This window comes from Nocardia sp. CC213A, from assembly GCF_030766805.1.
GTDB classification, from domain to species: Bacteria; Actinomycetota; Actinomycetes; order Mycobacteriales; family Mycobacteriaceae; genus Nocardia; species Nocardia otitidiscaviarum.
Genome location: NZ_JASFXA010000020.1, coordinates 92,312 through 114,225, shown reverse-complemented (window position 1 = coordinate 114,225; position 21,914 = coordinate 92,312). Strand labels below are relative to the sequence as shown.

The window sequence follows — 21,914 nt, the reverse complement described above, 5'->3', positions numbered from 1 at the left end:
TGCCGACGGGGGGTCGGGATTGATGGAAAATAGTTGCGGGCCGGTCTCGTAATTATCACGGAATGGGAAAACTCGGCGCGGGGAAGTGGAATTGCCGGTCCCCGTGGGTAATCCCCCTTTTCGGCTGGTAAGGCCCGCTGCGCGCCGATTGCGCGCCGGATGCGAGACTGGTCGAATGTTGCGAATCGGTCTCACCGGAGGCATGGGAGCGGGCAAGTCCACCGTGGCGCGCAGCCTCGTCGCACGGGGCGCGGTGCTGGTGGACAGCGATGTGATCGCCCGGGAGGTGGTAGCGCCGGGCACCGAGGGGCTGGCGACCCTCGTGGACGCCTTCGGTTCCGATATCCTCGCCGCCGACGGCAGTCTGGACCGTCCGGCCTTGGCGGCCAAGGCATTCGCCAGCGATACGGCGCGGACCACGCTCAATTCCATCACCCATCCGCTGGTAGGTCGCCGCACCGCCGAACTGATCGCCGCCGCACCGGCGGACGCCATTGTGGTGCAGGATATTCCGCTACTCGTGGAAAACGGTCTGGCACCGTTCATGAATCTGGTGCTGATCGTGGACGCGGCCGAGGAGACCCGGGTGCACCGACTGGTGGAGTTCCGCGGGGTGGACGAGGCCGATGCGCGAGCCCGCATCGCCGCTCAGGCCACCGACGAGCAGCGTCGGGCCACCGCCGATGTGCTGCTGGACAACAATGGCGCGGAGGATGCCGTGATCGCCGCGGTGCACCGGCTCTGGGAGGAGCGACTGCTGCCCTTCGAGCGCAATCTGCGCACCCGGACGCCGGCGCTTCCAGTGGATCCGCCTGTGGTGGAGGCGAATCCGGAGTGGGGGGCGCAGGCGCGGCGCATCATCGCCCGCCTCGCCGTCGCCTGCGCCGCCGACGCCTCGGCCATCGACCACATCGGCCCGACCGCCGTGCCCGGCAAGCCAGCCGAGGACGTCATCGACATCCGGATCACGGTGGCAGGCCCGGCGGTGGCCGATGGGCTGCGGGATCGCCTGGCGGATATCGGTTTTCCCGTCGTCAGCGCGGCTCAGGTAGCGGAAGGTGAACGGCTGCACGCGAATGCGGATCCGGGCCGCCCGGCGCGGGTGCTGATCTCGGCCGCGGACTGAATCGGACGGCCCGGCTGCCGGCCGCGGCGTCGGCGGCCGGATGCGGCTCCGGCCGGCCCGGCCGAGTCGTCCGGTGCCACAGCCAGCTGAGGGGATGGCAGCGAGCCGAAGGGGTTACAGCCAGCTGAGCTTGATGCCCTGTGTACCCAGCCAGGCTTCGAAATCATGGCCGTGCCGGGCGATTCCGTCGATGGTCGACGTGGCGATCTCGACGGCCCGCTGCGCCCGATCCAGGTCCAGATAGCCGGCCGCGTGGGCGGCGAGCAGTTCGTCCACGTCGAGCAGTTCCACCTCGCGTCCGGTGCGCACCACCAGATCGAGGTAGTGGTCCACCGACTTCCACTTCGTCGGCTCCACCTGACTGAATTCGCCGATGTCCACGTAGTAGTCCTGATCGCGCAGATGGGCCGGGGTGAAGTGGAACACCGTGGCGCGCAGGGACAGCTTCGGCAGCAGCCAGGATTCGATGTAGTGGAATTCGGGATGGTCGGAGGTACGGGCCATGTACAGCCCCCAGGGCTCCACGTGGTAACGCTCGACGCTCCGCACGAAGCCTTTGGGGTCGATATTGGTGAGTTCGTCGACGTTGAAGTACTCCACCTTCGGTCGGTGCAGGTCCACCGTGGGCGCCTGGGTCATGCACTCAGCATCGCTGTTCGCGTGGAGATCGTCCAGGGGAGTGTGGGTCGCGTCGCTCGCGGCGTGAGATTTCCCGCAGCGATTTCTGGGAAAACCCGATCTGAAACATATCTGTTTCGATACTGTGCGGCTAGCTCACACCGGTGAGCGGTAGGACAAGGGAAGCAGAGTATGAACGCACAGGGGACCCGCGCGCGGCGGGTAGGCATGGGACTGACCACCTTCGGCGCCGTGGCCGCGACCATCGTGCTGGCCGCGCCCCAGGCCGGAGCGTGGGTCGGCAATCTCGAGGTGTCCGGCAAGGACCACAAGGTCGGCTGCACCTATACGCTCACCGCCTCGGTCGAGGTGGATCGGTTGAGCTCGGTGAAGTTCTCCGACAACGGCAAGGAGATCCCGGGCAGCCCGGTCAGCCCGTCACTGCTCAGCAACAAGGTCAGCATCAAGTGGACCCCGCAGACCGCGGGCAGCCACCGACTGGAGGCCCGCCAGATCCTGATCAGCGATTCGATCACCGTGCAGGTGGCCGAATCCAGCGGCGGTTCCGGCAGCGCCTCGGGCAGTGGCTGCGGCGGCGGTCTGGGCGGCCTGCTCCCGAGCCTGTCCGGTTAGTCGGAGGTCTGGCAGTCCGGGAACGGGAGCCACTCGGTCCGATCAGTAGCGGGCCGGGTGGCTCCCGGCCTTCGCGGTCAACCGGCCCGCGCTCCCGACGCCGACACGTCGTCGTCACCCCGCATGGCGTAGACACGGTCGAGAAAGTCCCGGTGGGCCCGCAACGTCGAGTCCAGCAGTTCCCGCCAGGTGCGGCGGTCGATCCGATGATCGCTGGCCAGTGACGACAGCGCCGCCGGACGCAGCTTGTCGATATGGTCGACGATGAACGTCAGTCGGCGACGCGGGAACTGGGCGCCGATCCGGGGATTCTCCTCGAGGAAGGTGTCCAGCGCGTACAGGTAGTTGACCGCGCGGCTGTACTCCTCGTCGGTGAGGTGGTAGTCCATGCGCTTGATCTCCACGATCCACAGCTCACCGGAGTCGTGCAGCAGCACGAAGTCGGGTTCGCGTTTCTCGCTCCCGATGGAACTGGTGACCAGGGCGGTGCCGAACTTCTGCGCATACCAGCGTTCGAACGCCGAGCGCACCCGTTTGAGGGATTCGTTCATACCGAGCGGCGTCCACTCCGGTGCGAGCAGCCAGGGCGCGCTCTCGATGAGTTCCTGGAACGGGCGCTCCAGGGAACGGCGGTCGTCGATGAGCCCGCGCAGGCGATTCACCACCGCCACCCGCTCGCTGGCGATCTGGCCCAGCGAGTAGATCTCGGCGACCCTCGCCCGTTCGAACAGCGCCACGATCACATCGAGCTGCGCGTCGTCCTCGGCGATCTCCTTCAGCGTTTCCAGCAGGCTGCGCTGCGGCCCCAGGGAGAGCGCGAGCCGCACGATGGACTCCACATGCGACGGATCGTCCAACGCGGCACGGTCCTTGTGCACCACCAGGATTCGCGCGGCGTCGAGCACCGCGTCCCGGAAGAGCCGGTCGCCGGGGGCGATCGCCGCCAAAGTCTCGTGGATGCGGGACTTCTCGACGAACTCGTCCCACACCCGCCGCCGGATCGACCGCTCGCCCAGGCGTCCGATCGTCTTGACCAGATCCCGGCCCCACACCGCGAGCGCTTCCCCCCGCGGCGAATTCCACATGATGTCCTGGCGATCGGAGCGCACCAGATCCTCCTCGTCGTCGAGCCAGTCCACATGGATGGCGCCGACCAGATAGGAGCGCAGTTTGAACTCGCCGGTGAATCCGGCGGATATGCCGAAATCGCGGGTCTGGGCCACGATCTTGCCACGCGCGTAGATGCGCACCCCCGCCATGGCCTCGTCGCGGTAGGGCTGTTTGGAATAGGCGACCCAGCCCGATACCGGCAGGAACTGGCGGCCGACGCGGACGGGGCGTTGGCCCACGTCGATGCGGGTCTCGTCCATGACGTCCACGGGGAGCAGGCTGAGGGCGAAGCTCTGATCGGAGGCGGCGCTGTTGTACACCTCGACCCGCCAGTCCGGGCGCTCGATTCCGAAGCGGGCGGCCAGTTGCCGATTCAGCTCCGGCCCGGAGTTCACCCGCTTGCGGAAGAAGTCGCGCAACACCACCGTGGTCCCCCGCTGCTCGCTGAACGTGCCGTCGCGCGGACCGATCTGGGGAAAGTAGTCGCTCTCGGTGTCGGAGAGCATGTCGTAGAGGTCCAACACGAGGTGCGAGACCGGCCAACCCGCCGGGGTGCGGTCCCGCGGTGTGCTGCCCGCCGTGATCACCTCGATGGTGCGGCAGATGCCGAAGGCGGCGAGCTTGCCGATTCCCTTGCGGCCCATGACCGGGCGTCCGCGCTCGCGGGACAGGTCGGTGCCCGTGCGCAGGCGTCGATCGGAGCCGACCATGAGATAGTGCTCGTTCACCTCGGCGGCGGTCATGCCGTGACCGTTGTCGCGCACCACGATCGCGTACTGCGGTTCCTCCGCCGCCCGGACCGTCCCCGCCAAGGTGACACCCCACGGCAGGGACACGTCGACGAGCGTGGCGTCGGCGTCGTAGGAGTTCGCGATGAGTTCGGCCAGCACGGCCGAAACGCGGTCGTAGAGTTTGATTCCCAGCTTGTCGATGGCGAGGCGGCTGATCCGCATGGTGTATTTGTGGTCGTCCGGAACGCACTCCCGGGCGGCCACATGTACCTCGTCGTACATGTTCCGGGCCCCAATCACCCCTCCGGCAGCCCGCTGTCGGCTACCCGTAACACGATCCAACGCGATCCGGTTGACCAGCGGTTTAACGCGGAAGGGCCAGGTCATAACGGCCTGGTCCCGCTACTGCTGCGCGGTTGCCCCCGGGGGCAACGGACCGGTCTCGGCGGGCCGCGCCGCCCTCCGCGGCGCGAGCATCGCGGAGTCGACATCGCGGTGGGTGAGGGGCGGCCGCGGCGGACGGACCGACGGCGGATTCGCCCCGGTCCGGGACCGCTCCGGCGGATTTTGTCGGTGGCTGGTTCTAGGCTGGTGAGCATGGCTTTCGCAACCGAGATCCCCGATGATCTGCCGCTGGCGCATTCGGAGTTCCGGCCCATCGGTGAGATCGAGCGGGCCGACGGGCGGTTTCAGGTGGTCAGCGAGCATCGGCCCGCCGGTGATCAGCCCGCGGCCATCGAGGAGTTGCAGCGGCGGATCAACTCGGGGGAGCACGATGTGGTGCTGCTGGGCGCCACGGGCACCGGCAAGTCGGCGACCACCGCGTGGCTGATCGAGCGGCTGCAACGACCGACGCTGGTGATGGCCCCGAACAAGACCCTCGCCGCGCAGTTGGCCAACGAGCTGCGGGACATGCTCCCGAACAACGCGGTCGAGTACTTCGTCTCGTACTACGACTACTACCAGCCCGAGGCGTACATCGCGCAGACGGATACGTATATCGAGAAGGACAGCTCCATCAACGACGATGTGGAGCGGCTGCGGCATTCGGCCACCTCCAGCCTGCTGTCGCGGCGCGATGTCGTGGTGGTGGCGTCGGTGTCGTGCATCTACGGCCTCGGTACCCCGCAGTCCTATCTGGACCGGTCCATCGAGCTCGAGGTGGGCGCCGAGGTGGATCGCGACCGGCTGCTGCGGCTGCTGGTGGACGTGCAGTACACGCGCAACGACATGTCCTTCACCCGCGGCACCTTCCGGGTGCGCGGGGACACCGTGGAGATCATCCCCTCCTACGAGGAACTCGCGGTGCGCATCGAGTTCTTCGGCGACGAGATCGAGGCGCTGTACTACCTGCACCCGCTCACCGGGGATGTGGTGCGGCAGGTGGACGTGGTGCGCATCTTCCCGGCCACCCACTATGTCGCCGGTCCCGAGCGCATGGAGCGCGCGGTGCGCGATATCGAGGTCGAACTCGACGAACGGCTGGCCGAACTGGAGAAGCAGGGCAAACTGCTGGAGGCGCAGCGGCTGCGCATGCGCACCCAGTACGACCTGGAGATGATCAAGCAGGTCGGCTTCTGCTCGGGGATCGAGAACTACTCCCGCCATATCGACGGCCGCCCCGCCGGGTCCGCGCCCGCCACCCTGCTCGACTACTTCCCGGACGACTTCCTGCTCGTCATCGACGAATCCCATGTCACCGTGCCGCAGATCGGCGGTATGTACGAGGGCGACATGTCGCGCAAGCGCAATCTCGTCGAATACGGCTTCCGGCTGCCATCGGCCATCGACAACCGGCCGCTCACCTGGGAGGAGTTCGCCGACCGCATCGGGCAGACCGTCTACCTGTCCGCCACCCCCGGTCCGTACGAATTGGGGCGCACCGGCGGCGAATTCGTGGAGCAGGTGATCCGCCCCACCGGGCTGGTGGATCCGCAGGTGGTGGTGAAGCCGACCAAGGGGCAGATCGACGATCTGGTGCACGAGATCCGGCTGCGCACCGAACGCGACGAGCGCGTCCTGGTCACCACGCTGACCAAGAAGATGGCCGAGGATCTCACCGATTATCTGCTCGGCCTGGGCGTCCGGGTGCGCTACCTGCACTCCGAGATCGACACGCTGCGGCGCGTGGAACTGCTGCGACAGTTGCGGCTCGGTGAATACGACGTGCTGGTCGGCATCAACCTGCTGCGCGAGGGGCTGGACCTGCCCGAGGTGTCGCTGGTCGCCATTCTCGACGCGGACAAGGAAGGCTTCCTGCGGTCGAGCACCTCGCTCATCCAGACCATCGGCCGCGCCGCCCGCAACGTCTCGGGTGAGGTGCACATGTACGCCGACAAGATCACCGACTCCATGCGCCAGGCCATCGACGAGACCGAACGCCGTCGCGCCAAGCAGATCGCCTACAACGAGGAGAACGGCATCGACCCGATGCCGTTGCGCAAGAAGATCGCCGACATCCTCGATCAGGTCTACCGCGAGGCCGAGGAGACCGAGGTCGAGGTCGGCGGTTCGGGTCGCAATGCCTCGCGCGGCCGCCGCGCCCAGGGCGAACCCGGTCGCGCCGTCTCGGCGGGCGTCTACGAGGGCCGCGATGTGAAGAATATGCCGCGCGCCGAACTGGCGGATCTGGTCAAGGAACTCACCGATCAGATGATGAACGCCGCCCGCGAACTGCAATTCGAACTCGCGGGCCGCCTCCGCGACGAGATCGCCGACCTCAAGAAGGAACTACGCGGTATGGACGCCGCCGGACTGTCGTGAGCGGCGGGGCGACCCCACCGCCGCCCGCTGTCGGCTCAGCCCTGTTGCGCCATCCACTCGTTCACGCGGCGTTCGGCCTCCTCTCGGGAGACGTTCTCGACCCGGGTCATGGCGACCCAGCGGTGACCGAAGGGGTCCATGATGCGGCTGAACCGCTCGCCGTTGACGAAGGTTTCCGGATCTTCGACCGCGCGGGCTCCGTGCTCGCGGGCGAGTTCCGCCACCGCGTCCACATCGGGGCAGTAGTGGACGACGCTGGAATGCACCCAGTCGGGTTCGGGGGCGCGCATGCCGTGGTCCGGCATGGGGACGCCGATCTGGAAGGTGGAGTCGCCGATCCGCAGTTCGGCATGCGCGGGCTGGCCGTCGGGGAGATCGTTGCGGGAGAGCAGCTCCGCGCCGAAGACCGCGGTGTAGAACTCGATGGCCTTGTTGCCGTCCGGGACCGCCAGGAAGCAGGAGATCGAATGGTAGCCCGGGGCAATGGGATTCACGGTGGGATTCACGCTGTCGCTCATGGGAACAACTCTCACCGCCCGACGCCGCCCCGGTCTTGTAAGAAGGCGACAGCGCTCCCATGAACGCCGACCCGTCCACCCACGCCGACCGACTTCCGCCCGTCCCGACCACGCCGCGGGCGGCCCGACCCGATGCCGCGAATCCACCGTCCGGATATCCCACCTCCGGTCCACCGGGACAACCCATCGGCGCGGCCGCCCCCGGTCCCGCCGATTCCACCGCCGGGCAGCAGGCCGCCCCCGCCGCTCGACCACGGCCCGGTGACTCGTCGACCGACGGTCCATCCGGGCGCTTCGCGCCGCGGCGGGTGCCCCCGCCCGAGACCGCGAAGGGCATTCTGCGGCCACGGGAGCAACTGCGGGTCTACAGCCATGAGCGGCTGGCGGCCGGGCCGGATGTGAGCCGGTATGTCGAGTGGTACTGGGCCGTGCGGTGGGATCGACGCGGGATGCCGCCCTACCACGCCGAGATTCTGTCCTATCCGGCCGTCAATATGACCTTCGAGCGCGAGCCCGGCCATCGCGGTGGTTTCGTCACCGGTGTCACCACCAGAAAGTACGTGCGCGAATTGGAGGGCGAGGGGGAGACATTCGGGGTGAAGTTCCGAGCGGGCGGGTTCGGCGCGTTCACCGGGATGGATGTCGGGGCTATCCGGGACACCGCGGTCGAGTTGACCGAGGTGCTGCCGGAGGCGGCCGGGCTCGCCGACAAGGTGCTCGCCGCCCCCACCCTCGAGGATCGCCGCCTGCTCGTGGAGGACTTCTTCACCGAGGTCGCGCAGCACCGAGCGATCGCCGACGATACGGCGTACCGGCTGGTCCTGCGCATCGTCGACGCCATGGAGCACGACCCGGAGCTCACCCGGGTGGACCAGGTCGCCGACCGCTTCGACGTCCCCGTCCGCACCGTGCAGCGCCTGTTCCGCCGGTATGTGGGCGCGGGTCCGAAGTGGGTGTTGCGCCGTTACCGCCTCCAGGACGGGGCGCATCTGCTCACCCAGGGCCGCACCACCGACCTGGCCGCTCTCGCCGTGGAACTGGGCTACTTCGATCAGGCGCACTTCTGCAAGGAGTTCGCCGCGGAGATCGGTATGCCTCCGCTGGAATACGCGCGCGCCTCGCTAGCCTCCTCCCAGGAGTGAGCACATCCCACGGCTAGTTGGTTGCCATATCACCCGAACGGGTACCCGGCAGTCAACCCGACAGAGGAGCTGGCAATGGATGTTGTGGTGTTGATCGGACGGGTCCTGTTCGTCGTTCTCTTCCTCGGCTCGGGCATCGGGCATCTCACGCAGGCCGACGCCATGGCCGGATACGCGCAAGCCAAGGGCATCCCCTCGCCCAAGCTCGCGGTGGCGGGTTCGGGTGTCCTGATGCTGCTCGGCGCGCTCATGGTGCTGTTCGGCATCTTCGCGGACCTGGGTTCGCTGCTGCTGGTGCTGTTCCTGGTGCCGACCGCCTTCCTCATGCACGCCTTCTGGAAGGAAACCGACGCCACTGCCAAGCAGGCCGAGATGATCCAGTTCAACAAGGACATCGCATTGGCGGGTGCGGCGCTCATGCTGTTCGCCTTCTTCGCCCATACTCCCGAACTCGGAATCACGGTGACCGAACCTCTTTTCAGCCTCGGCTGAGCGTGGCGGCGCGCTAGTATCGCAGCGCAATATCGTGTTCGACAGGGAGTGAAACGCATGGACCTCATCGGCTGGATTCTGGGGCTGTTCTGGGCCGATCACCGCCCGTGGCCCTGATCCACGAGCTGATCGCCCGGCCCGTCCGCCCCGGATCATCCGCGGCGGGCGGGCCGCTCCCTATCCGGGCCCACCGCTGTTTGTGACGAATATCCCACGGCCGCAATAACGTTCGGCTATTTCCGGCGGCGTCGGGATATAGGCGACAAGCGCTGGTAGCGCGGGTCGTGTCGCTGCGACACAGCGGAATGTGTGCTGATGCTGTGACGGCACACAAGTGTGATGTGCGGCGATATCGAAAAGTTCCGCCGGATATGCCGCTATTGTCAGGCGAAGTTGCCGTGACACCACGTATCGGTGTCCGCACCCGACTCACGTTGGAGGAGAGAATGACCGCCTACCGGAGCATTGTCGTCGGTACCGATGGCTCGAACTCGTCGTACGTCGCCGTCGAGCGGGCCGCGGCACTGGCCGGTGACGAGGGCGCCACCCTGTACATCGCCTGCGCGTACTACCCGACCGACGACCGGGATGTGGCCGCGGCCGCCGATGTGCTCAAGGACGAGGCCTACCAGGTGCGCGGCTCCGCGCCCACCAGCGAGATCCTGCGCATCGCCCGCGAGAAGGCCGTCGCCGCCGGTGCCGCCAATGTCGTCGAGAAGGCGGTCGTCGGCGAGCCGGTGGAATCGCTGCTGTCGCTGATGAAGGAGGTCGAGGCCGATCTGCTGGTCGTCGGCAACCGCGGCCTCAACACCATCACCGGCCGCCTGCTCGGTTCGGTGCCGTCGGATGTGGCGCGCAAGTCCCGCACCGACGTGCTGATCGTGCACACCGTGCGCTGAGCCGAGCCGCGGCGCGAAGCCCGAACATCGATCACGCGAGCGGCCCGTACCCGAGCGGTACGGGCCGCTCGTGGTTTCGGTTCCGCGGCGCTCGTGGTTTCGGTTCCGCCGGGAGTATCCGGTGTCGGCTCCGCCGGGTGCGTATCCGGTGTCGGCTCCGCCCGGGTGATGTCGGATCCGCCGTGGGCGACTCAGGCGAGCCGGTGCAGCACCGGGGGCAGGTCCTCGGTGTGCACCACCGCCAGCCGCTGCGTCGCGCGAGTCAGAGCCACGTAGAGATCGTTCAGCCCGCGCGGTGATTCACCGAGCAGTCGACCGGGCTCGACCAGGATGACCGCGTCGAATTCCAGACCCTTCACATCGTGCACGGTTAGCACCCGCACCGAGTCGCCGCCCACCTCCGACAGGCCCGCCACCAGGTCGTGCGGTGCGATCACCGCCGTGGTGCCGGGATGTTCGGCCTCCGCCGCGACGAGCCGCTTCACCTCGTCGGCCAGTTCGGACGGCGCCACGCGCTGAGCTCCGGGGGCGAAACCGGAGTCGCGCACCGAGCGTGGCACGCTGGCCTCGGGGTCGATCTCGGCCAGCACATCCGCGGCCACCGCCATGATCTCGGCGGGGGTGCGGTAGTTGACGGTGAGTTCGGTGAGCTTCCACCGCCGCGCCACATACGGTTCCAGCACCTGCTGCCACGACGAGGCACCCGCCGGATCGCCGGTCTGCGCCACATCGCCGACCGCGGTGATCCAGCGATTCGGGATGCGGCGCATCACCATTCGCCACGCCATCTCCGAAAGCTCCTGCGCCTCATCGACAATGACATGCCCATAGGTCCAGGTGCGGTCGCCGGCGGCGCGTTCGGCGGTGGTCTCGCGGCGTCCCACCCGCTGCCGCTCGGCCAGCTGGCTGGCGTCGATCAGGTCGTAGGCCATCAGGATCTCGGGATCCAATTCGTCCTCGAGATCCTGCGGTGCCGAACCGGTGAGGATGTCGAGGGCATCCTGCGCCTCGGCCAATTGGGCGCGCCAGCGGCGGCGGGCGCGCTCGCGCTCCTCGGTGTCGTCCACACCGAGCAGTTCGGCCAGCTCGTCCAGGAGCGGTGCGTCGGCGGGGGAGAATTCGCCGCTGTCAGCGCGCCGCAGTTCCCGGTGGTCCTCCTCGGTGAGCTTTCCGGCGGCGCGGGTCAGGCGCTGGGGATCGGCCCACAGTCCGCCCAGTACCTCCTGCGGGGTGAGGATGGGCCACAGCCGCGCGATGGCCCGCTGGATCTCCGGATCCGCCCGCATCTCGTCGCGGATCTCGGTGAGATCGGTCTGCGACAGCAGATTGCGCCCGCCCAGCGGATTCGCGCCGATCAGCTCGGCCAGCTGATCGGTCAGCGCGTCCACCACCGCGGCGGCGAACACCGGCCGGGCCAGATTGTGCGGCCGTCGCGAGGACCGGGCCCGCCCGCGCGCCTTGGTGACGATCTTGCGGTCCAGGGTCAGATCGTGTCCGTCGAAGTGCAGCCGGATCGGCTCCGCGGGCACCTCCTGCCAGTCCCGCACCGCCTTCTTCAAGACGTCGAGCATGTCGAGTGAACCCTTGAGTTCCCCCGCGCGCAGCGAATCCTCCAGCGTCGCACGGACTCCCGGGTACAGATCACCGATGGTGGACAGCAGTACGCCGGTCTCGCCGAGGGAGGGCAGCACCTGGCCGATGTAGTCCAGGAAGGTGGAGTTCGGCCCGATGATGAGCACGCCCGCCTTGTCCAGCTGCTGCCGGTAGGTGTAGAGCAGATAGGCGGCACGGTGCAGCGCCACCGCGGTCTTACCGGTCCCCGGCCCGCCCTGCACCACCAGCACGCTCTTGTGCTCGGAGCGGATGATGGCGTCCTGCTCGCCCTGGATGGTCTCGACGATGTCGTTCATATGCCCGGTGCGGGCGGCGTTGAGCGCGGCCAGCAGGGCGCTCTCGCTGCCCACGCCGCCGTCGGAGTCGATGGCACCCGCGCGCTGGGCGGCCGCCAAGTCGAGGTACTCGTCGGTGACCGCGGTGACCTTGCGATTGCGCGAGCGGATGTGCCGCCGCCGCGTCACCCCGTCCGGTGCCGCGGTGGTGGCCAGGTAGAACGGCCGGGCCAGGGGCGCGCGCCAGTCCAGCAGCAGGGTTTCGTAGTCGGCGTCCTCGTCGAGGATGCCGATGCGGCCGATATAGCGGTGTTCGCCGTCGCCGTTCCCGCTCGGCTCACCGTCCGCGGTGGCCGCCAGGTCGATGCGCCCGAAGCACAGGCCGTGCTCGGCGGCATCGTATTTGGCCAGGTCCTCGTGGTAGAGCTGGGTGAACGATTCGCGTTCGCTGCGAGCCTGCGGGGTGCCGCCGGTTTCCAGCAGGACGGTGCGTAGTCGGCGCTGCGCGTACCGGCGCATCCCGTCCAGCCGCTCGTACAGCAGCGTCAGATGCCGCTGTTCCCGCTCCAGCTCCGCGGTGTCGGAGTCGGTCGCGGGCACAGGACGCTCCTCGGTGAGGTCGGGCAAAACGGAACTCCTTGTCACCGCGCGGATACACGCGCAACGTTCGAGAACAGAGCAGTCGAGTCTAGTTCCCCTCCGGCGACCCCGCCGTATTCGCAGGTGAGGCGGCGGCGGTGAGTTGGAACACCGGGGCGAAATGCTCGACCACCGGAAACGGATCGTAGAACGGATGCAGCAGTGCCTTCCATTCCCGATATCCGGCCGAACCGCGGAAACCCTCGGTGTGGTCGGTGAGCCGATCCCACTCCACCAGCAGCAGGTAGGTGTCGGGCCTTTCCCGGCAGCGCGACAGCGACAGTGATCGGAATCCGGGCATCCCCGCGATGATGTGCCGGGCGCGGGCGAAGGCGGCTTCGAAGTCGGCGGACTGTCCGGGGCGTACCGGCAGCAGGGCGTGCTCGAGGATCATGCGCGGCTTTCAGGAGGCGTGGGTGTTGTTGGGGCGTCGGGTCACGGGGGAGCTGTCGCGGTGGCCCGGCGGCTTGGCGCGGTACATCGCCACGTCGGCGTCGTGCAGGACGGCCTCGGGGGTGCGGGAGTCGCCGGGGTGCAGGGGGGTGATGCCGATGGAGGCGTCCACCTGGATGCGGTGGCCGCGCGCGATGATCGGTTCGGCCATGGTCTGGCGCAGGCGTGCGACCAGCGCCTCCAGATCCTCGCCGAGGGTGCGGCCGGACAGCAGCACCAGGAATTCGTCGCCGCCGATCCGCCCCACGATGTCGTCGGTGCGCAGGCCGCGCTGCAAGCGCTGCGCCACGATCTGCAGCACGGTGTCGCCGATGGCGTGGCCGAGGGTGTCGTTGATGGATTTGAAACCGTCCAGGTCGATGAACAGCACCGTGGACACCGGCAGATCCTCGGTGGTGCCCAGCGCCGCCGCCAGCCGCGAGAGCACCAGCGCCCGGTTGGCCAGCCCGGTGAGCGGATCGTGGGTGGCCTGGTACTCCAATTGCCTTCGGCTGGCCCGGAATTCGGTGATGTCGTTGAACGACGACACCGCCGAGGACTGCGGGTCGCCGGGATTGAGCAGGCGGCTCGACCCGGACAGCCAGCGGCGCTGCCCGTCCGGCCGGTCCACGCCGAACACGTAGCCGACCACGGTCTCCCCGGTGGCCAGGGTGCGCGCCACCGGATGCCGGGTGGGCGGCAGGGTCATGGCGTTGGCGTCGAGCAGGGTCAGCGGCAGCGCGTAGATCGGGGTGCCGACCAGGTCCTCGCCCTCGTGGCCGAAGATGCGCAGCGCCGCCGGGTTGATGGATTCGATGCGGCCCTGCCGGTCGATCACCACCACGCCCTCCTCGAGCTGCGAGACGACGGTGGTGAAGTGCTGTTCGGCCCGGCGCTGCGCGGCCTCGGCGGCGCGCTGGGCGGACAGATCGTGGATGACCACCTGGTAGGCGAGCCGGTTGTGCCAGGCGGTGAGCACCGAGACGGTTTCCACGTCCAGCAGGCTGCCGTCGGTGCGGACCAGGGTCATCTCGGCGGGTTCGGAGGCGGCGCCGGCCTCGGTGAGGCGGCCGATGCGAGCCAGCATGCCGGGGACGGATTTCGGGTCGACGAAGCGGGTGACCGGCTGACCGACGAGGTCCTCGGTACTGTCCGCGCCCAGTAACCGGACGATTGCCGGATTGGCGTAGACGAGGATGCCCCGTTCATGCACCACCACCCCGTCGGGGCTGTGCTCGACGAGGGATCGGTACCGCTGAGCCAGTTGTTCGGCATCGGTCGGGTCGTTTGCCCGATCGTTACCCACTTCCACGTGTGTACCCCCTGATCGTCGTCGACCTACGTCGGTGGAGCACGGGATCATTGTCCTTGGAGCACGGGATCATTGTGGTGCCGGGTGGCAGCGCTGCACAGTCCCGGCGGTATTGAATGAATCACGATCCCGCACTGCATCGGGACCCGATTGGTGATCATTACAGGCACCGGCTCGCGAAGGAGCGATGCATGACCAGTGGTACGTCGAAGTCCGCGGCACAGCACCAAGATCATATGACCATCGCCGGGATCGGCGCGGTCACCGGTTACGGCTGGGGCCGCGAGACCCTCTGGGAGGGTTTGCTGAGCGGTAAGCCCGCCGCCCGACTCTTTCCAGGGTACGGGCCTGATCGCGATCGACAGGGATGGGTCGCGCGTGTCCCCGACGGCGGCGATTCGGCGGTGAGTCCGAGTCGCTACGGACGTGCTGTGCAGCAGGCGGCGCGCGAGGCCGTCGCCGACGCCACCGAGCGCGGCTGGCGGCCCGGCCGCCGGGTGGGGCTGCTGCACGCCATCGTGCTCGGGGACGTCTACGAGTGGCGCGACTTCTACGTTGTCGACGGGGCTCGACGCCGCAATCGCGACTATCTGCGCCTGCTGCCCTCCACGCCCATCGCGATGCTCATGCGGGAGTTCGGATTCCACGGCCCGTCCATGAACGTCACCGCGGCGTGCAGCTCCAGCAATGTCGCGCTGATCACCGCCAAGCTGTGGCTGGACAGCGGTTTCGCCGACGACGTGCTGGTGGTGGCCAGCGATCTGTCCGCCACGCCGGATATGGTCGAGCCGTTCGTGCAGCTGGGTGCGGCGGTGGACGACACCGAACCGTTGCAGGCGTGCCGCCCCTTCCAGGAGGGCAGTCGCGGGTTCGGCTTCGGTGAGGCGTCGGTCGGCTTCGTCCTCACCCGCGACGCCGACCGGCCGTACGTGAGCGTGCTGGGCGGCGCCATGTCCAATGACGCCTACCACGTGCTCTCGGTGGATCCTTCACACGAGCAGATCTTCGACTGCGTGTACCGCGCGCTCGACGATGCCGGAATCCGGCCGGATCAGGTGGACTACTTCAACACCCACGGCTCCGGCACCCAACAGTGCGATGACGCCGAAACCGCGGTGCTGGAACGCATCCTGGGTAACCGTCCCCGGGTCACGGCGCTCAAACCTCTCGCGGGGCACTGTCAGGCCGCCTCGGCCGGGGTGGAGGTCGCGGCCGCGGCCATCGGCTACGACCGGGGCATCGTGGCGGCCGCCCCGATCGTGGCCGCCGCGCACGCCCGACTACTCGACGGCCCGACTCCCATGAGCGGCGGCATCACGCTGAAGACCGCGCTCGGGATGGGCGGGCACAATTCCGCCGTGGTGCTGGGTCCGGCGCGCTGATCTCGGCGGTGGCCGCCGACGTCGCCTGCGGCGGGTGTGCGTGGTGCACGGCAATCGCGGTGCGAACCGCCGGGCCGTGTACTTCCCAGACCCGCTCCGTCGCGTACGCCGCGTGCCGGCTGCCGTCGCATCTCATCGGGCGTCGGACCAGCGGTCACGGGTGGCGGCGGTCGGCCGTGCGGTGGCGCGCCGTGTTCTGGGCCGCGGGCTGTGCTGCCCCGATCCGCGATCGCTCCGGTGCCTGCTGGCGGATCGGCGCGCCGCAGCCTCAGTGCAGCGGCGCCGACCAGTGCAGCTTGGTGCCGGTGATGACGCCGTCGGCATCGCGGCACGGATAGACCGCGAGGTGGCCGCCCGACTTCTCGGCGCGGCGCGCGAGATCGGTGAGGCTGCTGGGAACGATCTGCTCGGCGATGCCGCGGCCGTTGTCGGCCACCACGACGATGAGGTCGTCGGCGACGCCGATATCGATGGTGACCCGGTCGCCGCCGGAATGTCGGACGGCATTGCCGAGCGCCTCCCGCACCACGGCCTCGGCGTGTTCGGCCAGTCCGGGTTCCACCACCGACAGTGGTCCGCTGACGTGCAACTCGGCGCGGACCGCGGTGGCGGCGGTCAGCTGCCGCACCGCGCGTTCGAGGCGCCGGCGTAGTCGAGTGCTGTGCTCCGCGCCGCCATGCAGGTCGAAGATGGAGGTGCGGATCTCCGCCACCACCTCCTGCAGATCACCGACGGCATCCGAAAGCCGCTGCCGCACCGCGACTTCCTGGGCGCACGGCACGGTGCCCTGCAGGGACAGGCCGATGGCGAACAGCCGCCCGATGACATGGTCGTGCATATCGCGGGCGATGCGGTCACGGTCGGTGAGGATGTCGAGTTCGCGCATCCGCCGCTGCGCCACCGCGAGTCGCATGGCGAGTGCGGCCTGATCGGCGAAGGCGGCGATGAGGTCGGTCACCTCGTCGGAATACGGAGCCGATCCGGCCGCGCGCAGCGTGATCAGCACCCCCAGGGTGGAATCGGTGGTGTGCAGCGGCAGCACCAGGGCGGGCCCGGCGTCGCCGTGCGGTACGCCGAGATCGATCCGGCTGGCGTCGTCGCAGCGCACGGGGGTGCGGTCGGTGAGCACCTCGCCGAGGACGGTGCCGGCGGTGCGCGCGGTGCGGCCGGAGTACTCGGCTGCCGGACCGGACCACTGCGCCACCACCACCTCGGCGTCCTCCTCGGGTGGCGCCTCCGGGTCGGCGACGATGGCCAGGACGGCGCGGTCCGAGCCGGTGAGCTCCCGTGCGTGCGACACGATCCGGGCGAGCACCCGGCCGGGTTCGGTACCGGCCAGGAAGTCGGTGGCGATATCGCGGGTGGCCTCGATCCACGCCTGTCGGGTCCGGGCCGATTCGTAGAGTCGGGCATTGTCCACGGCGATACCGGCCGCCGCCGCCAGCGCCCGCACCAGTACCTCGTCGTCTTCGGTGAACGGGTGGCCGCCGAACTTCTCGGTGAGGTACAGGTTTCCGAACGTCTCCCCGCGAATGGTCACCGGGACGCCGAGGAAGCTGTGCATGGGTGGATGGTGTCTCGGGAAGCCGATCGAGGCGGGATGGCGGGCCAGGTCCTCGAGCCGCAGCGATTCCGGTTGGCGCAGCAGCACGCCCAGGACGCCGTGCCCCTCGGGCAGGTCGCCGATCCGGGTGCGGGTGCGCTCGTCGATGCCGTGCACGATGAAGTTGGTGAGCCGTTCGCCGTGTCCGCGCACGCCCAGCGCGCCGTAGCGGGCGTCCACCAGTTCGGTCGCCGCGCCGACGATGGTGCGCAGGGTGTCGTCCAGATCGAGTCCGGCGGTGACCGTGAGCATCGCCTCGACCAGGCCGTCGATACGGTCGCGGGCGTCGATGATCTGCTCGACCCGGTCCTTGACCTCGGTGAGGAGTTCTCGTAATCGTAACTGCGACAAGGTTTCCCGTACCCGGTAGGAGCCGGTGCGGGAATGGTCGGCCATGGGCGGTCCTCCGGCGTGACGCACTCGGTACCGGAATCCTACGAGCGGTCGCGGGCCGCCACGGGGGTTCGCCACGGTTTTGCAGGAAAATTTTACTGAAATATGACCGAGTGGGGACTTTAGGCCCTGTCACGTCATGCGGTCGGAGTGCTGCCATAGACGAGGGTTGCCGGATCGAGATCAACAGTCGTGATCGACAAGGAAGCGGGGACGGCGATGGGCGCATACGACGTGTGGTCGAGCGGTATCGATCCCGACTTCGTAGTCGCCACCCGCGGTCCGGCGCCCGCCACCGAGGTCACCAGGGTGGTGCGCGGTCTGTGCCGGATCCTGCGCAGGCATGGCGTCGAGGGCGCGGTGCGGGCGCGGTTGGAGTGGTCCACGACCGACGCACCCACCCTGGTGCAGGTGGTGCTGCGCTCGGTGGGCACGGAATACCGGGTGCAGGTCGCCGGACCGGGACGGTTCGCGGTGACCTTCGCACTGGAACGTCTCGATCTGCGCCTCGAGTGTGGGCCGGAGGAGCCATCCCGACCATGGCCCGACCCTGCCCGGCCCACACTCGCCGTGGTCAGCGAGCCGCGGCCGATCGTGCGGCGCAAGGACCGCCGACTCCAGGTGATCTCGGCGGCGCACGCCGCCCGCGTCCTGGACGCCATGGACTACGACGCGCACCTGTTCACCGACGCCGAGACAGGATCGGACGCGGTGGTGTGCTGGACCGGACCGCTCGGCGTCCGGACGCTGCGGCAGCGGGACGGCATACCGAATCTCACCGACGACGAGGCCGCCGACCGGCTCTGCCGCCGCGGACTCCCGTACCTGTTCTTCGGCCATCCCGACACCGGCCGGGGGCGGCTTCTATACCGCCGCTTCGACGGTGACCTCGGACTGGTGACTCCCGCCACCGATGAGCGCAGCGGCGGCGACCGGGCCGCGCAGTCCCGTATCGTGGGCAATGCCTGCTTCCGGCCCACCGTGCAGAGCGCGACCGCGGTGCGGCGCGTCCCGATCCTCGACTGAATTCCACGGTTGACCAGCGTCGCAGCGCGCGCCGCAAAACTTGTCGGTGGGCGCGCATAGCATGGCGTCGGGGGTAACTCTGGATGCCGAAACGTTGGAAGGACAGCCCTGTGGCGGAACACCTGACTGTGCGCGGTGCGAGGGAGCACAACCTCAAAGGGGTCGACCTGGACCTACCCCGCGACAGCCTGATCGTGTTCACCGGTTTGTCGGGCTCGGGCAAGTCCTCGCTGGCCTTCGACACCATCTTCGCGGAGGGACAGCGCCGGTACGTGGAATCGCTGTCGGCGTACGCCCGGCAATTCCTCGGCCAGATGGACAAGCCCGATGTGGACTTCATCGAGGGACTGTCCCCGGCGGTGTCGATCGACCAGAAGTCGACCAACCGCAACCCGCGCTCCACCGTCGGCACCATCACCGAGGTCTACGACTATCTGCGCCTGCTCTACGCCCGCGCGGGCACCCCGCACTGCCCGGTCTGCGGTGAGCACATTCAGAAGCAGACGCCGCAGCAGATCGTCGACCAGGTGCTCGCCATGGACGAGGGCATCAAGTTCCAGGTGCTCGCGCCGGTGGTGCGCACCCGCAAGGGCGAATTCGTCGACCTGTTCGAATCGCTGAACACCCAGGGCTACTCGCGCGTCCGGGTGGACGGTGTGGTGTATCCGCTCACCGATCCGCCCAAGCTGAAGAAGCAGGAGAAGCACGATGTGGAGGTGGTCGTCGACCGCCTCGCCGTGAAGCCGAGTTCCAAGCAGCGCCTGACGGATTCGATCGAGACCGCGCTGCGGCTGGCCGACGGCATCGTGGTGCTGGACTTCGTCGACCGGGACGAGCACGCGCACGACCGGGAGCGCCGCTTCTCCGAGAAGCTGGCCTGCCCCAACGGCCACCCCCTCGACATCGAGGATCTGGAACCGCGGTCGTTCTCCTTCAACTCGCCCTACGGCGCGTGCCCGGACTGCACCGGCCTCGGCATCCGCAAGGAGGTCGATCCCGAACTGGTGGTGCCCGATCCGGAGCTGAGCCTGGCCGAGGGTGCGATCGCCCCGTGGTCGCGCGGGCAGACCGCCGAATACTTCACCCGGCTGCTGTCGGGTCTGGCCGAGGCCATCGGCTTCTCCATGGACACCCCCTGGCAGGACCTCCCCGCCAAGGCGCGCAAGGCGGTGCTGGAGGGCAGCTCCGATCAGGTGCACGTCTCCTACACCAACCGCTACGGCCGCAAGCGCTCGTACTACGCCGATTTCGAAGGTGTGATGCCGTTCCTGCAGCGGCGCATGGAGAACACCGAATCGGAGCAGATGAAGGAGCACTACGACGGGTACATGCGCGATGTGCCGTGCCCGGTGTGCAACGGCGCGCGCCTGCGGCCGGAGATCCTGGCCGTCACGCTGAAGACCGGTGCGGAGCGCAAATCCATCGCCGATCTCTCGGATCTGTCCATCGGCGAGGCGGCGCGCTTCCTCAACGCGCTGACCCTGGACGAGCGGCAGGCCGCCATCGCCGCGCAGGTGATCAAGGAGATCCAGGCCCGGCTGGGCTTCCTGCTCGACGTGGGGCTGGAGTATCTGACGCTGTCGCGGGCCGCCGCCACGCTGTCCGGCGGTGAGGCGCAGCGCATCCGGCTGGCCACCCAGATCGGCTCCGGTCTGGTGGGCGTGCTGTACGTGCTGGACGAGCCGTCCATCGGCCTGCACCAGCGCGACAACCGGCGGCTCATCGAAACCCTCACGCGGCTGCGGGATCTCGGCAATACGCTGATCGTGGTCGAACACGACGAGGACACCATCCACTCCTCGGACTGGGTGGTCGACATCGGCCCGATGGCGGGTGAGCACGGCGGCCAGGTGGTGTACTCGGGACCGTATCCCGGGCTGTTGGAAGACAAGACCTCGCTGACGGGCGCGTACCTCTCCGGGCGGGAGCAGATCGAGGCGCCGCTGGTGCGGCGGCCGATCGACAGGAAGAAGCAGCTCACCGTGGTCGGCGCACACGAGCACAATCTGCGCGGCATCGACGTCAGCTTCCCGCTGGGCGTGCTCACCTCGGTCACCGGCGTCTCCGGTTCCGGAAAGTCCACGCTGGTCAACGACATTCTCGCCACGGTGCTCGCCAACAAGCTCAATGGCGCGCGGCAGGTGCCGGGGCGGCATCAGCGGGTGAACGGGCTCGACCATCTGGACAAGCTGGTGCAGGTGGACCAGTCGCCCATCGGCCGCACCCCGCGCTCGAACCCGGCCACCTACACCGGGGTGTTCGACAAGATCCGCACCCTGTTCGCGGCCACCACCGAGGCCAAGGTGCGCGGCTACCAGCCCGGCCGCTTCTCCTTCAATGTGAAGGGCGGCCGCTGCGAGGCGTGCTCCGGTGACGGCACCCTGAAGATCGAGATGAACTTCCTGCCGGACGTGTATGTGCCGTGCGAGGTCTGCCACGGCGCGCGCTACAACCGGGAAACCCTCGAGGTGCATTACAAGGGCAAGACCATCGCCGAGGTGCTCGACATGCCCATCGAGGAGGCGGCGGAATTCTTCGAACCGGTCACCTCCATCCACCGCTACCTCAAGACCCTGGTCGACGTCGGCCTCGGCTATGTGCGCCTGGGCCAGTCCGCGCCGACGCTGTCCGGCGGTGAGGCGCAGCGCGTCAAACTCGCCGCCGAACTCCAGAAGCGCTCCACCGGCCGCACTGTCTACATCCTCGACGAGCCCACCACGGGCCTGCACTTCGAGGACATCCGCAAACTCCTCGCGGTCATCAACGGCCTGGTGGACAAGGGCAATACGGTCATCGTCATCGAACACAACCTGGACGTCATCAAGACCTCCGACTGGTTGATCGACATGGGCCCCGAGGGCGGCTCCGGCGGCGGCACGGTCGTGGCCCAGGGCACCCCCGAGGATGTCGCGGCGGTCCCCGACAGCTACACCGGCCAGTTCCTGCGCGAGGTGTTGGACAAGAGCGCCACCACCAAGGCCACCACCAACGGCGCACCCGCGAAGAAGACTGCCGCGACCAAAAAGGCCCCGACCAAGACCACAGCCGCCCCGGCGGCCAAGAAGCCCACCACCAAGCGGGCGACCACGAAGTCCGAGGCCACCCCGGAACAACAGGCCGCCGCCAAGAAGGCCGCCGCCGCCCGCCGCAAGGCCGCCGCCCTGCGCTAGCCGCCGGGGCGTCCACTGGTGGCGAATGGCAAGTGG

The 21,914-nt window shown here is 68.4% G+C and carries 15 protein-coding genes and 1 pseudogene; 9 read left to right on the top strand and 7 right to left on the bottom strand.

Features of this window, described 5'->3' with window-relative positions; all coding sequences use genetic code 11:
• Nucleotides 1-175 precede the first annotated feature (175 nt).
• A pseudogene (gene coaE, locus QJS31_RS29785) lies at nucleotides 176-1,105 on the top strand (dephospho-CoA kinase); the annotation flags it as partial.
• A gap of 135 nt (nucleotides 1,106-1,240) precedes the next feature.
• Here coaE and QJS31_RS29780 read toward each other — a convergent pair.
• Nucleotides 1,241-1,765 (bottom strand): DUF402 domain-containing protein, encoded by a 525-nt coding sequence (locus QJS31_RS29780; RefSeq protein ID WP_282782031.1) that lies wholly within the window; start codon nucleotides 1,763-1,765, stop codon nucleotides 1,241-1,243.
• 171 nt (nucleotides 1,766-1,936) lie between these two features.
• Here QJS31_RS29780 and QJS31_RS29775 point away from each other — a divergent pair, with 171 nt between their 5' ends.
• On the top strand, nucleotides 1,937-2,377 hold the full coding sequence (locus tag QJS31_RS29775; protein ID WP_282782029.1) for a hypothetical protein: 441 nt from the start codon (nucleotides 1,937-1,939) through the stop codon (nucleotides 2,375-2,377).
• 77 nt (nucleotides 2,378-2,454) lie between these two features.
• On the opposite strand, the gene QJS31_RS29770 is transcribed toward QJS31_RS29775, so the two are convergent.
• On the bottom strand, nucleotides 2,455-4,500 hold the full coding sequence (locus QJS31_RS29770) for an ATP-binding protein (protein ID WP_306358265.1): 2,046 nt from the start codon (nucleotides 4,498-4,500) through the stop codon (nucleotides 2,455-2,457).
• 315 nt (nucleotides 4,501-4,815) lie between these two features.
• Here QJS31_RS29770 and uvrB point away from each other — a divergent pair, with 315 nt between their 5' ends.
• Nucleotides 4,816-6,981, top strand: coding sequence for an excinuclease ABC subunit UvrB (uvrB, locus tag QJS31_RS29765; protein ID WP_282782026.1), 2,166 nt, complete (start codon nucleotides 4,816-4,818; stop codon nucleotides 6,979-6,981).
• A 35-nt stretch (nucleotides 6,982-7,016) separates the two neighbouring features.
• On the opposite strand, the gene QJS31_RS29760 is transcribed toward uvrB, so the two are convergent.
• Nucleotides 7,017-7,499 carry a VOC family protein gene (locus QJS31_RS29760; protein WP_306358264.1) on the bottom strand — a complete coding sequence of 161 codons (483 nt, stop codon included), beginning with the start codon at nucleotides 7,497-7,499 and terminating at the stop codon, nucleotides 7,017-7,019.
• Nucleotides 7,500-7,558: 59 nt separating this feature from the next.
• On the opposite strand from QJS31_RS29760, the gene QJS31_RS29755 reads away from it, so the two are divergent.
• The 3 genes from QJS31_RS29755 (at nucleotide 7,559) to QJS31_RS29745 (ending at nucleotide 10,032) form a co-directional block, all read left to right on the top strand.
• Nucleotides 7,559-8,641, top strand: coding sequence for a DUF6597 domain-containing transcriptional factor (locus QJS31_RS29755; protein ID WP_306358263.1), 1,083 nt, complete (start codon nucleotides 7,559-7,561; stop codon nucleotides 8,639-8,641).
• A gap of 75 nt (nucleotides 8,642-8,716) precedes the next feature.
• Nucleotides 8,717-9,133 carry a DoxX family protein gene (locus tag QJS31_RS29750; RefSeq protein WP_306358262.1) on the top strand — a complete coding sequence of 139 codons (417 nt, stop codon included), beginning with the start codon at nucleotides 8,717-8,719 and terminating at the stop codon, nucleotides 9,131-9,133.
• 446 nt (nucleotides 9,134-9,579) lie between these two features.
• Nucleotides 9,580-10,032, top strand: a complete 453-nt coding sequence (locus QJS31_RS29745; RefSeq protein ID WP_029928987.1) for a universal stress protein — start codon at nucleotides 9,580-9,582, stop codon at nucleotides 10,030-10,032.
• 191 nt (nucleotides 10,033-10,223) lie between these two features.
• Here QJS31_RS29745 and QJS31_RS29740 read toward each other — a convergent pair whose 3' ends face one another.
• The 3 genes from QJS31_RS29740 to QJS31_RS29730 form a co-directional block, all read right to left on the bottom strand.
• A complete protein-coding gene (locus QJS31_RS29740; RefSeq protein WP_306358261.1) occupies nucleotides 10,224-12,521 on the bottom strand; it encodes an ATP-binding domain-containing protein in 2,298 nt (765 codons plus the stop codon).
• An 88-nt stretch (nucleotides 12,522-12,609) separates the two neighbouring features.
• Nucleotides 12,610-12,954 (bottom strand): antibiotic biosynthesis monooxygenase, encoded by a 345-nt coding sequence (locus QJS31_RS29735; protein ID WP_282778227.1) that lies wholly within the window; start codon nucleotides 12,952-12,954, stop codon nucleotides 12,610-12,612.
• A gap of 9 nt (nucleotides 12,955-12,963) precedes the next feature.
• Nucleotides 12,964-14,298, bottom strand: coding sequence for a diguanylate cyclase domain-containing protein (locus QJS31_RS29730; RefSeq protein ID WP_029928980.1), 1,335 nt, complete (start codon nucleotides 14,296-14,298; stop codon nucleotides 12,964-12,966).
• 197 nt (nucleotides 14,299-14,495) lie between these two features.
• On the opposite strand from QJS31_RS29730, the gene QJS31_RS29725 reads away from it, so the two are divergent.
• Complete coding sequence (locus QJS31_RS29725; protein WP_282778224.1) at nucleotides 14,496-15,686, top strand: beta-ketoacyl synthase N-terminal-like domain-containing protein; 1,191 nt, start codon at nucleotides 14,496-14,498, stop codon at nucleotides 15,684-15,686.
• Nucleotides 15,687-15,954: 268 nt separating this feature from the next.
• On the opposite strand, the gene QJS31_RS29720 is transcribed toward QJS31_RS29725, so the two are convergent.
• Entirely contained in the window at nucleotides 15,955-17,685 is a 1,731-nt protein-coding gene (locus QJS31_RS29720) for a GAF domain-containing sensor histidine kinase (RefSeq protein WP_282778222.1), read from the bottom strand.
• Between the two features lie 189 nt (nucleotides 17,686-17,874).
• Here QJS31_RS29720 and QJS31_RS29715 point away from each other — a divergent pair, with 189 nt between their 5' ends.
• On the top strand, nucleotides 17,875-18,708 hold the full coding sequence (locus QJS31_RS29715; RefSeq protein WP_282778220.1) for a sigma 54 modulation/S30EA ribosomal C-terminal domain-containing protein: 834 nt from the start codon (nucleotides 17,875-17,877) through the stop codon (nucleotides 18,706-18,708).
• A gap of 110 nt (nucleotides 18,709-18,818) precedes the next feature.
• Entirely contained in the window at nucleotides 18,819-21,878 is a 3,060-nt protein-coding gene (gene uvrA, locus QJS31_RS29710) for an excinuclease ABC subunit UvrA (protein WP_306358260.1), read from the top strand.
• The last annotated feature ends 36 nt before the right edge of the window (nucleotides 21,879-21,914 follow it).